The following is an 11423-nucleotide window of genomic DNA, read 5'->3' as shown; positions in this document are numbered from 1 at the left end:
TAGTGCTAACGGCATCGAGCATACAGGCTTGAGTAGGCGGAGCAAAAAAAGCCGCGGGACAGGAATCCGTTACGGATGCGCGCCGGGCGTGTGCCCGGCTCCGGTAAATCTGTCCCGATACGTTTGCGGCGGTACCCCAAGTGCACGCAAAAAACCGCGCCTCATGGTCTCTTCCGAGCCGAAGCCGCAGCGGGCGGCGACGCGCTTGACGGACAGGCGCGTATCACCCAGCAAGCGGCGCGCTGCTTCGAGCCGCATGCGTTCGATGGCGCGCGCCGGCGTCATGCCGGTATGCGCACGGTAGTGGCGGACGAAGCTGCGCTCGCTCATGCCCATGCGGTCCGCGAGCACGCTCACGCTCAGGTCGGACGCGAGATGTTCGGCGATCCAGGCGTGCAGTTCGCCGAAGCGCTCGCCGGCATGCTGGAGTGACAGTGCGGTGCTGAATTGCGCCTGTCCGCCGGGCCGCTTGAGAAACACCACCAGATGCCGGGCCACGTCGAGCGCGGGCGCCCGTCCAAGATCATCTTCGACGAGCGCAAGCGCCAGGTCGATGCCGGCCGTGATGCCCGCCGAGGTCCAGATGTCGCCGTCACGGATGAAGATCGGATCGGCTTCTACACGCACTGCAGGAAAGCGCGCGGCGAGTTCCGCGCAGCGGGTCCAGTGCGTGACGGCGCGGCGCGCGTCGAGCAGGCCTGCTGCGGCCAGCAGAAACGCGCCGGTACACACGGAAGCCGTGCGGCGCGCATGCACGGAGCGGCTTCGCACCCACTCGACCAGCTGCGGGTCACGCGCCGCCTCATGCACGCCCCAGCCGCCCGCGACGATCAGCGTGTCGCAGACTTGATCCGCTGCCGGAAGCGGGCAGGCGACCAGTCCAAGCCCCGCTGATGCGCTCACGGTGCCCTCCCGGGCGACCACGCGTGGCAGATAGGGTGGCGGCAAACCGGCTGCCCGGGCCAGATCGTTCGCGGTGGCGAAAACCTGGAGCGGCCCGGCGACATCCAGCAACTGGACGTCGGGGAACGCGAGGATGTCGACGGGGCGAGGCGTGGTTTGATGCATTTTGAATTCGATGTACCAAGGGGCCGAGCGTCAGTCTGGCGTGAAAAGTGGGGAATGTGTCATTTCCGCCAGTGTGAGGAAGCATACCATCGACTCATTCGATGCTCGATGGCTTGATCCCAAGGAGATGATGATGACGCTCAACATTGGCCTGCTGCTGTTTCCCCGCGTGCAGCAACTCGACATGACCGGCCCGTACGATGTGTTCGCGCAACTCGCGGACGCGCGGGTTCATCTCGTCGCGAAGACGCGCGAGCCCGTCAAGTCGAGCGCGGGGATGATCCTGACGCCCGACACCACCTTCGACGACTGCCCTTCGCTCGATGTAATCTGCATTCCGGGCGGGGCCGGCGTCGGCGACCTGATGGAGGACGACGCGACGCTCGCTTTCGTCCAGAGCCAGGCGGCGAACGCGCGCTATGTGACCTCGGTCTGCACGGGCTCGCTCGTGCTCGGTGCGGCGGGGTTGTTGCGCGGCAAACGAGCGACGACGCACTGGGCGTATCACGCGTTGCTAGCGGAGTTGGGGGCGGTTCCAGTGCAGGCGCGCGTGGTGCGCGACGGCAACCTGTTCACGGGCGGCGGTGTCACGGCAGGTATCGATTTCGCGTTGACGCTCGTTGCCGAACTGGTTGGAGAGAGCGAGGCGCAGGCCATTCAATTGCAACTGGAATACGCGCCGGCCCCGCCGTTCGACGCCGGCGATCCGGCGCTCGCGCCCGCTTCAGTGCTGGAGCGCGTGCAAGAGCGCTCTGCGCCGTCGCTGGCGGCCCGGAGCGCGATCGTGGCGCGGGTGGCTGAACGGCTCGGGTTGGATGCGTGATGCAGAATGCCAAATGGAGTTATGCGTGCGTAATGCAAAACGCAAAATTCCGGGTGGGGTTGGGGATGTGTAGTGTCAAGGGGGTGGTGTTGTGCGTGCGTATTGCCTCACGCGCTGCGCCCAGCGCAAGAAAGGCATTCGGCATTTGCAATTCAAAACGCAAAATGCCAGTTTGCGTTATGCATGCGTAATGCAAAACGCCGGGTGCACACCGAGGGGCGGGCATGCGGTGATCATCCACGGTGTCTAAGTCAACTGCCCCTCACTCTCCGCTTTCGTGCTCAAAGCGCTTCTGCAGAAAGTACCGTGGCTGCCCTGCATGAAAATCGGCGATCTCGCCAAACGATTCGTAGCCACAGCGTGCGTATAGCGCGCGCGCCGCGGGATTGATCGTGTCGAGCCAGGCGGCCCGGCAGCCTCGCTTCTGCGCCTCGTTTTCCGCGGTTTCGAGCGCGCGCCTCCCGCAGCCCAGGCCGCGCGCGTCATCGCGAATCCATAGCCATTTCACAAAGAGCCAGTCCCACGCGGTGTAGCCCGCGAGACCGCCGATGAAATCGTCGCCGCGATACACCGACACCGCGAGATCGCGATATCGGCTCGGCCCAAGCTGCGTGCGATTGAATGCCGCAAGTCCGCCGGAGACGTCCGTTTCAAACGTGGCGTCGATCCAGTCGGTCACGGCGAGCGTGATCTTTGCCGAATCATCCGGTTGCATGAGCGGCTCGCGCGGGAACGCGTTCAGGCGGCCGGCGCTACCGACGCGCCCTCGATGCCGTGCCGCTTCAGTGCCGCGGCAACGAACCCCGAACGCTTGATGTCCTCCACGAAGCCGCGCAGATAGGCCGCGGCTTCCTCGCCGTGGCGCTTCGGCAAGCCCATCGCCTGCTGAATGACCATGAAGCGGCCGTCCAGCAGACGCACGCCCGGGTGGCGCGCTGCATCGGCTTGCAGTTGCTGCTTGACGCCCGCCGCGACTTCGAGAACATCGCGCAGGAACTCTTCGACCACAGTCTGCGACAACGCCGTGCGCACCAGCTGCGCATGCTTGATTTCACGCGTGAGGAACAGGTCGTAGGCGCTGGCCTTGCCGACCAGGATCCGGTTGCCTTCGCGGTCCACCTGTTCGTTGCGCGTGATCGGCGAGTCCTCGCGCACCAGATAGCAGCCTTCGATCAATACGTAGGCCGCCGTGAACGCAATGCCCGCGCCGCGCAGCGGATCGATAGCGAAGAAGCCGATGTCGGCGGCTTCGTTCGTGACGGCCTCGACCGACTCCGCCGCCCGGTCGAACGACGTGAACGAAGCAGGCACGCCGAGGCGCGATGCGAGTTCGCGCGCGATGTCGACGGACACGCCGCCCGGCTCGCTGCCTTCCGTGCGATGCGCGAGGATCGGATTGCCGAGATTGATCGACGCACGCAGTGTGCCAGTCGGGGCGAGGGCGTTCAGCAGCGAAGAGGACAAGGTCATGGTGGCGTCAGCTGAAGGAAGTGAACGAAGAGAGGACTCGAACGATACGGTCGATTGCATGCAGAATACGCGAACCACGATCGCACTGGCAAAACGCAAAACGCAAAACGCAAAACGCAAAACGCAAAACGCAAAACGCAAAACGCAAAACGCAAAACGCAAAACGCAAAACGCAAAACGCAAAACGCAAGGAAAAAGGAACCGCCATGCAGCACGAACGCATCGCCCCGCGCGAATGGATTCAGCGTCTTCAACTCGCACCCCATCCCGAAGGCGGCTATTTCCGCGAGACCTATCGCGCGCCTGGCAACGTGACGCGCGAACGCGAGACGCACCCGCGTTCAGCATCCACCGCCATCTACTTCCTGCTTTGCGATGGCGCGCATTCCGCATGGCATCGCATTCGTTCCGATGAAGTCTGGCATTTCTACGCAGGCGATCCCGTCGACGTCCACGTGCTCGATGCACACGGGGCGCTGAACACGCATCGTCTCGGCAATGCGGTGACGCATCCGGATGCGACGTTCCAGGCCGTGGTCACAGCCGGCGACTGGTTCGCAGCCGAATGCCGCGATACGGACGGTGCGGCGCTCGTCGGCTGCACCGTCGCACCGGGTTTCGAGTTCAGCGAGTTCGAACTGGCCGAGGCCGGCGCGCTCGAAGCCCGCTACCCGCACCACCGCGAACTGATCGCACGCCTCGGACCGAAGTCGTGAGCGTGCTTGACGCTGCGGCGCCTGCGGTTATCATCGCGCGCATCTCGACTAGGTGAACGAGGACGGGCATGAGCGGAGTGCGCCGCGGGATTCAATCGATTGAAGTAGGCGGCGCGCTGCTGCGTGCGCTGGTGGATCATGGCGGGCCGATGTTGCTGGGCGATCTCGCGAAAAAGGCGGGCATGTCTTCGGCGAAGGCACATCCTTACCTCGTGTCCTACGGCAATCTCGGCCTGATCCAGCAGGATCCCGCCACCGGCCGGTACGAACTGGGACCGTTCGCGTTGCAGATGGGACTGATCAGCCTGCAGCGCGTCGATCCGGTGCGCGTCGCGATCGCCGAAGTGGCGAACCTCCGGCCGCCCGTTGAACATACGGTCGCACTCGCCACCGCTGGCAGCTATGGACCGACAATCGTCCATATTCAGCAGGCCAGCGTGCCCATTCATGTGACCATGCGCACCGGCACCGTGATGTCGCTGTTGCAGACCGCAACCGGCCGCGTGTTCGCCGCTTGGCTGCCGCCCTCGACAGTGGAGGCGCTGGTGGCCATCGAGCGTGCCGGAGGCTTGCAAATCGGCGCACAGCGGCGCGACTACACGCACGGGCAAATCGACGCGATGCTCACTGAAGTACGCCACCGCGGCATCGCGCGGGCCCTCGATGAACCCGTCGCTGGCATCAGCGCGATGAGCGCGCCGGTGTTCGATCATGCCCGTCATATCGTGCTCGCGATCACGGCAATCGGGCCGAGTGGCTCGTTCGACGGCGCATGGGACGGCAACATCGCACACGCGCTGCGCGACTGCGCGCAACGCGTGTCGAAGATGCTGGGCTACGTCGCCGCCTGAAGGCTACAGAACGCAACCAAGGCAACACGCCTCAGACCGGACGCCAGTGTCCCGGCACCCACTGCCAGTGGTTGCCTTCCCAGCGGTAATGCCCCTTCACCCATCGGTATCCCTGCGCCGGCGGTGGCGGCATGACTTCGGCCACCGGCGCGGGCTCAGGCGGCCGCGCCGGTTCGACCACGCAGCCCGAGACCAGCACCCCCGACGCGATTGCACCGGCCAGCCACATCGAAGCCTTCGTTTTCATTTCTTGTCTCCCTTGGTTCATGCATCGGAACCGGCCAGGCTGCGGCCGGTGTTCCTGTTGAACGTTCGAAAAGGACGAACCCGTCGCGCGAGGATGTAAATGAATGTAAGCGCAGGTTGAACACAGCCCGTGTGCGCCTCGTCCGGTCGTGCGGGAAACCGCACGGCAAAACCGTGCGGGTAAACGCAAATTCAATAATATAAAACCAGTTCTACAATAATGAATCGTCGAGAACACGCTCGACAGTGCGAAGAGGCCTCAGGTCCGCCGATGGAGACGATCTCAATGCCCACGAATTACGGCACTTTGCGTTTTGAATACCAGCGCGCACCCGATCACGATGCGCCAGCGCCCATGCCCTATCCGGTGGTCGTGGTGGGTGCCGGTCCGGTCGGTCTGGCAACGGCGGTCGATCTCGCCCAGCAGGGCGTGCTTACCGTATTGATCGATAACGACGACACCGTCTCGACAGGCTCGCGCGCCATCTGCTTCGCGAAGCGCACGCTGGAAATCTTCGACCGCCTGGGCTGTGGCGACCGGATGATGGAGAAGGGTGTGAGCTGGAATGTCGGCAAGGTGTTCCTGCACGAAGAGCTGGTCTACACCTTCAACCTGTTGCCCGAAACCGGTCATGCGCGCCCGGCCTTCATCAACCTGCAGCAGTACTACGTCGAAGGCTTTCTCGCCGAGCGCGCAAAGCAACTGGACAAGCTGGAGTTGCGCTGGAAGAGCAGCGTGTCCAGCGTGACGCAGCAAGACGACCATGTCGAGTTGCACATCGACACGCCGGATGGCGCTTACCTTCTTAACGCTCAATACGTGGTCGCGGCGGACGGTTCGCGCAGCGCAATGCGTCATGCACTGAACCTCGACAGCCAGGGCCGCACCTTCAAGGATCGCTTCCTGATCGCCGATGTGAAGATGAAAGCGCCGTTCCCCACCGAGCGCTGGTTCTGGTTCGATCCGCCGTTTCATCGCAACCAGTCGGTGCTGCTGCACCGTCAACCGGACGACGTCTGGCGCATCGATTTCCAGCTGGGCTGGGATGCCGATCCGGTGGCGGAGAAAGCGCCGGAGCGCGTGATTCCCAGAGTGCGGGCGCTGCTTGGCGAAGACGCCGAGTTCGAGCTCGAGTGGGTCAGCGTCTACACATTTTCCTGCCTGAGGATGGAGCATTTCAGGCATGGCCGCGTGATCTTCGCGGGCGATGCGGCGCATGGCGTGTCGCCGTTCGGTGCACGCGGCGCGAACAGCGGCGTGCAGGACGCGGACAATCTTGCGTGGAAGCTCGCGCTCGTCCTGAAGGGCGATGCACCGCACAGCTTGCTCGACACCTACGCATCCGAGCGCGAGTACGCCGCCGACGAGAACATCCTCAACTCGACCCGCGCCACCGACTTCATCACGCCCAAGAGCGCGGTCTCGCGGCTGTTCCGCGATGCGACGCTGGAGCTTGCGAAAGACTGTCCGTTCGCGCGCCGCCTGGCGAACAGCGGGCGGCTGTCCGTGCCTGCCGTGCTGCGTGATTCGCCGCTGAACACGCCCGATGACGCCGACGATGCTTTCGACACCGCCATGGTGCCCGGCGCACCGTGCGCGGATGCGCCCGTACAGGTGGATGGCCAGACGGCATGGCTGCTTGCGCAGACCCACGGCGGCGCGTTTGCTGGCCTTTACTTCTGCGGCCTTAATCATGGCCCTGATGCTTGCTTGCAGAGCCTCGCGGCGCTTCAGGACGGAAAGCTGCCAGTGCGCCTGCTGCTCGTGGTGCCGCGGGGCATGGCGTGCAGCGTCGAAGGCGTGACAGTGGTGGAAGATGTCGAGGGCATGGTTGCACATCGTTTCGATGCACAACCGGGCACCTTCTATCTGCTGCGTCCCGACCAGCACGTATGTGCACGCTGGCGTCGCTTCGATGCCGCACGGGTCACGGCCGCGCTCGACCGCGCAACCTGCAACGGATGACGACGCGCATGAAGCTCAATCTCGAACTGAATATCGCGGACCACGATGCGTTCTACGAGCGCCTCATCGAAACACACGACGGGCTCTCGGACGAAGCAAGCCAGATGCTCAACGCACGGCTCATCCTGCTGCTGGCGAATCACATCGGCGATGGCGAAGTCCTGAAGGAAGCGCTCGCAATGGCGCGTCGCGGCATGGCAGGGCGCTAGCGCGCAAGGGGCAGGCCGATGGTCTCGCAGATGAATGCGCCAATGCTCGCGATGTCATTCAGATCGAGCATCGGCAGTGTTGATTCGATGGCCTCGGGTGCATCAGTGGCGATGGCCAGGATGTCCACTTCGGTCTTGTAGAGCGGTTCGCGGCCCGCGGAAGGCCGCACCACTTCGAGCCGTGGAATGGGCTCGCGCGCGAATCCTTCGACGATCACCAGGTCCGCATCCGAAAGCCGCATGGCGAGTTCGGCGAGCGGGGGTTCATCCGCGTCATGCAGTTCCCGCACGATGGCATAGCGAAACGGCGAGGCGATCAGCACTTCGCCCGCGCCCGCGCGTCGAAAGCGCGCGCTGTCCTTGCCGGGCGGCTCAAGTTCGATTGAATGATGACTGTGCTTGATGACGTTGACCACGAGACCTTGCGCGCGCATCCACGGCAACAGCCCTTCGATCAGCGTGGTCTTGCCCTGGCCCGAGCGGCCCGCGATGCCGAAGAGCGGCGGATGACGCGTAATCATGCGAAGTGTCTGGCTGGTGAGCATCATCGGAGTGTAACGGCTCGATGGCGGGCCGGGTGATTTCGCGCTATCGTCGGGCATCGCCTTTGCGGCACGTTCAGCCGACGCGCGTGACACCTGCCTCGCCCACGCGCGAATCGCCCAGCGCACACAGGATCCGACATGGCCGAAGACAATCCCAGCACCGCTCTCGCACCGCAGCAGTTTTCCATCGACGTGATGCTCGAGAAGTACGCAAAAGGCGACGAGACGCACGTGGACGATATTCACCGGCGCGTCGCGCGAGGCGTCGCGCTCGCCGAGCCGAAGGAGCTGCGCGCGAAGATCGAGGCGGAGTTCGTCGACAATTTCAAACGCGGCGCGCTCGGCGCAGGACGCATCATGAGCGCGGCCGGCGCGGGCATCGAAGCGACGCTGATCAATTGTTTCGTGCAGCCGGTGGGCGACGCGATCCAGGGCGTCGACAGCAATGGTCTGCCGGGCATCTATGTCGCCTTGTTGCAGGCCGCCGAGACGATGCGGCGCGGCGGCGGCGTCGGCTATAACTTCTCGGCCATTCGTCCGCGCGGGGCGCGCGTGCATTCCACTGGCTCGGCGGCGTCGGGACCGTGCAGCTATATCGATGTGTTCGACGCTTCGTGTCGCACCGTCGAAAGCGCGGGCGCGCGACGCGGTGCGCAGATGGGCATTCTCGACTGCTCGCATCCCGACCTGCTCGAATTCATCGCGGCCAAGCACACGAAAGGGCGCTGGAACAATTTCAACGTGTCGGTCGCGGTGACGGACGAATTCATGCAGGCCGTCGCCGACGACGCTGCATGGCAACTCGTGCACAAGGCCGAGCCATCGCCGGCGCAACGCACGGCGGAAGACATGCGGCAGCGTGATGACGGCCTGTGGGTGTATCGCGAGGTGCGCGCCCGCGAGGTGTGGAACACGATCATGCGTTCCACCTACGATGTCGCGGAACCCGGCGTCGTGTTCATGTCGCGCATGAACGATGACAACAACCTGCGCGCCATCGAAGCGATCCGCGCGACCAATCCCTGCGGCGAACAGCCCTTGCCCGCCTACGGCTGCTGCAATCTCGGACCGCTCAATCTCACGCGCTTCGTGCGCGACCCGTTCGCACAGATGCGCGGCGGCACGCCCGCCTTCGATTGGGACGGACTTGCGCGCACAACCCGTACGCAAGTGCGTTTTCTCGACGACGTACTCGACGTAACGCTGTGGCCGCTCGACGAACAGGCGCGCGAAGCGGAGGCGAAACGGCGCATCGGCGTGGGCTTCACGGGCCTCGGCGACACGCTTGTCATGCTCGGCTTGCGCTACGACAGACAGGAAGGGCGCGACTTCGCGGAACGTGTTGCACGCACCATGCGCGACGAGGCGTATCGCGCTTCCGTGGAGCTTGCGCGCGAGCGGGGCGCGTTCCCGCTCTTCGACGCAAAGCGCTATCTGGAAGAGGGGACGTTTGCTTCGCGCCTGCCTGACGACATCAAGCGCGCGATTCGCGAGCACGGCATTCGCAACAGTCATCTGCTGTCGATCGCGCCGACCGGCACCGTTAGCCTCGCTTTTGCTGATAATGCGTCGAACGGCATCGAGCCCGCATTCTCGTGGACCTATCAGCGCACCAAGCGCATGGCCGATGGCTCACGGCAGAGCTTTGCCGTCGAGGATCATGCCTATCGGCTGTATCGCGAGATGGGCGGCGACGTGAACGCCTTGCCGGACTACTTCGTGAGCGCGCTTGAAATGTCGGCGCAGGAGCACATGGAAATGATGGCGGCGGTGCAGCCGTTCGTGGACACGTCGATTTCGAAGACCGTCAACGTGCCCGCCGACTATCCCTTCGACAAGTTCCAGGACCTCTACTTTGAGGCATGGCGGCGCGGCCTGAAAGGGCTGGCGACATATCGGCCGAACGAGACGCTCGGCGCCGTGCTCTCGGTGACGCCGGCGGAGACCCCCAGCGATTCACCCGACCCCGAACTCGATCTCGACCCGTTGCGTATCGCAATCGATCATCGGCCCAAGGGCGCGTTGCCCGCGATCATCGAGAAGGTCGAGTACCTGACGCAGGCCGGCAAGAAGTCGCTCTATCTCGCGGTGTCGTTCATCGAGGTGACGGGGCGCGTCGGCGGCGAGGACGTGACCATCGAGCGTCCTATCGAATTCTTCATTCCAACCGGGCAGCGCGACGAGTCGCAGCAGTGGATCACTGCGACCATGCGTTCGCTGTCACTGGCCGCGCGCGGCGGCTTCGCGGCGCGCACCTTGCAGGACATGCGCAAGGTGTCGTGGGATCGCGGCCAGGTGCGTCTGGGCGACGTCGAACGGCTCGACGGTCATCGCAGTCCGCGCTGGCATGACTCGGAAGTGGCGGCGCTAGCGTATGCGATCCAGCAGATCCTTCATCGTCGCGGATTTCTCGACGCAGAAGGCGAGCAGGTACCGTCGCGCGTGCTTGCGCGCAAACGTCCCGATGACGCGCCGCATGCGGTAGCCATTCCCGATGAGCGCGAAGAAGTAACCGAGGCTGTCGCGCCAGGCGAGATCGATCCTCATGGTCTTCCCCAGATGCACGGCCGCAAATGCCCGACGTGCGGTGCCAATGCGGTGATTCGCAAGGACGGTTGCGACTTCTGCACGTCGTGCGGTGAAATCGGCGCGTGCGGTTAAGGAGCGGTTGAAAGAAGCGTGGTGCGATCTTCGCGCCACGCCTGACGGAAGCTCAATGCGCGCACTCGGCGGATTCTTGCCGGCTTTCCTGCGAGACAACGGGCACGCGTGCTGTCTGCTGCACGAAAGGACGCCACACCGGCGTCACGGCCGAGAGCTCTTCGAGAGCCGAGAATTGATCGAGCGAAGTGTTTTCGAACATGATGACCTCGTGATTCCTTATGCCGGTGCGCTCAGCGCGCCGTTACAGCGCCACGCGCCGACGACCCGTTGGCGTACTCGACGATTTCGCGGTTATGCGCTTCGGCTTGAGCGTTCTGCGCGGCGATGGCATCGCCCAGCATGCTGCGGTCCGGATAGCTATTGCGATTCAAGGCGGGGAGGGAGCCGTTCGAATAAGCGGCGACGAGTTCGGCTCGCACTTGTGCGCGGGTCTTGGGCGTTTCGCTCGTGCTTTCCTGAACTTGCGTGGACATCTGGTAGGTGCCTGCGCGCCCGATGCCCTGGCCGCCTTCCGCGAATGCGGTCGTCGTGACGACTGCGGAGATGGCGGCCAGGGAGAACCCCGTGATGAGCTGTTTCATGCTTGCGACTCCTTCGTTCCGATGCAGCGTGCGGGCAATTGCGGATTGCAATCTGCGCCTGAGGCACGTTGCGTTCAGGACAATTTAGTCGGACAGCGGGGCGGGGATAAATGCCGGATCGGCGAAAAGATTTATCGAATCCGGTGAACAATCGCGCAGAGGCTTGCGAGGCGGGCTTGAGCGGAGTTGTCGCGGGGGGGGGGGGGGGGGGCGGGGGGGGGCGGGGGGGCGGCGCGGGGGGGGGGGGGGGGACACACCCCACCCACAACCCCCGCCCCGCCGGG

Annotated in this window: 13 protein-coding genes; 6 read left to right on the top strand and 7 right to left on the bottom strand. The window is 64.2% G+C overall.

Annotated features, from left to right (window positions below):
* Nucleotides 1-69 precede the first annotated feature (69 nt).
* Complete coding sequence (locus QCE64_RS31935; RefSeq protein WP_309934956.1) at nt 70-1068, bottom strand: helix-turn-helix domain-containing protein; 999 nt, start codon at nt 1066-1068, stop codon at nt 70-72.
* 133 nt (nt 1069-1201) lie between these two features.
* On the opposite strand from QCE64_RS31935, the gene QCE64_RS31930 reads away from it, so the two are divergent.
* The gene (locus QCE64_RS31930) at nt 1202-1891 is read left to right on the top strand and encodes a DJ-1/PfpI family protein (protein ID WP_309934953.1); all 690 of its coding nucleotides are present in this window, start codon (nt 1202-1204) and stop codon (nt 1889-1891) included.
* A gap of 262 nt (nt 1892-2153) precedes the next feature.
* Here the strand turns inward: QCE64_RS31930 and QCE64_RS31925 are convergent, their stop codons facing one another.
* Nucleotides 2154-2606 (bottom strand): GNAT family N-acetyltransferase, encoded by a 453-nt coding sequence (locus tag QCE64_RS31925; RefSeq protein ID WP_309934952.1) that lies wholly within the window; start codon nt 2604-2606, stop codon nt 2154-2156.
* Between the two features lie 23 nt (nt 2607-2629).
* On the bottom strand, nt 2630-3361 hold the full coding sequence (locus tag QCE64_RS31920) for an ABC transporter substrate-binding protein (protein WP_309934949.1): 732 nt from the start codon (nt 3359-3361) through the stop codon (nt 2630-2632).
* Between the two features lie 206 nt (nt 3362-3567).
* Between QCE64_RS31920 and QCE64_RS31915 the strand changes: the two genes are divergently transcribed.
* Both QCE64_RS31915 and QCE64_RS31910 read left to right on the top strand, forming a co-directional pair.
* Complete coding sequence (locus tag QCE64_RS31915) at nt 3568-4077, top strand: cupin domain-containing protein (RefSeq protein WP_309934947.1); 510 nt, start codon at nt 3568-3570, stop codon at nt 4075-4077.
* Between the two features lie 68 nt (nt 4078-4145).
* Nucleotides 4146-4928, top strand: coding sequence for an IclR family transcriptional regulator (locus tag QCE64_RS31910; RefSeq protein ID WP_309926591.1), 783 nt, complete (start codon nt 4146-4148; stop codon nt 4926-4928).
* A 31-nt stretch (nt 4929-4959) separates the two neighbouring features.
* Here QCE64_RS31910 and QCE64_RS31905 read toward each other — a convergent pair whose 3' ends face one another.
* Nucleotides 4960-5175, bottom strand: a complete 216-nt coding sequence (locus QCE64_RS31905) for a YXWGXW repeat-containing protein (RefSeq protein WP_310008165.1) — start codon at nt 5173-5175, stop codon at nt 4960-4962.
* A 285-nt stretch (nt 5176-5460) separates the two neighbouring features.
* On the opposite strand from QCE64_RS31905, the gene QCE64_RS31900 reads away from it, so the two are divergent.
* Both QCE64_RS31900 and QCE64_RS31895 read left to right on the top strand, forming a co-directional pair.
* Entirely contained in the window at nt 5461-7140 is a 1680-nt protein-coding gene (locus tag QCE64_RS31900; protein WP_310008163.1) for an FAD-dependent oxidoreductase, read from the top strand.
* An 8-nt stretch (nt 7141-7148) separates the two neighbouring features.
* Entirely contained in the window at nt 7149-7349 is a 201-nt protein-coding gene (locus QCE64_RS31895; RefSeq protein WP_309926585.1) for a DUF2783 domain-containing protein, read from the top strand.
* On the opposite strand, the gene mobB is transcribed toward QCE64_RS31895, so the two are convergent.
* Entirely contained in the window at nt 7346-7870 is a 525-nt protein-coding gene (mobB, locus tag QCE64_RS31890; protein WP_310008623.1) for a molybdopterin-guanine dinucleotide biosynthesis protein B, read from the bottom strand. The two genes, QCE64_RS31895 and mobB, sit on opposite strands and share 4 nt — an antisense overlap.
* 162 nt (nt 7871-8032) lie before the next feature.
* Between mobB and QCE64_RS31885 the strand changes: the two genes are divergently transcribed.
* The gene (locus QCE64_RS31885) at nt 8033-10555 is read left to right on the top strand and encodes an adenosylcobalamin-dependent ribonucleoside-diphosphate reductase (protein WP_310008161.1); all 2523 of its coding nucleotides are present in this window, start codon (nt 8033-8035) and stop codon (nt 10553-10555) included.
* Nucleotides 10556-10607: 52 nt separating this feature from the next.
* Here QCE64_RS31885 and QCE64_RS31880 read toward each other — a convergent pair whose 3' ends face one another.
* Nucleotides 10608-10757 carry a hypothetical protein gene (locus QCE64_RS31880; RefSeq protein ID WP_309926581.1) on the bottom strand — a complete coding sequence of 50 codons (150 nt, stop codon included), beginning with the start codon at nt 10755-10757 and terminating at the stop codon, nt 10608-10610.
* A 31-nt stretch (nt 10758-10788) separates the two neighbouring features.
* Nucleotides 10789-11139 (bottom strand): DUF4148 domain-containing protein, encoded by a 351-nt coding sequence (locus QCE64_RS31875; protein WP_310008158.1) that lies wholly within the window; start codon nt 11137-11139, stop codon nt 10789-10791.
* Nucleotides 11140-11423: the final 284 nt, after the last annotated feature.

It is taken from the genome of Caballeronia sp. LZ043, assembly GCF_031451075.1.
GTDB lineage: Bacteria > Pseudomonadota > Gammaproteobacteria > Burkholderiales > Burkholderiaceae > Caballeronia.
Note: the sequence above shows the minus strand (reverse complement) of the source record. Positions and strands in the feature narration are given on the sequence as shown.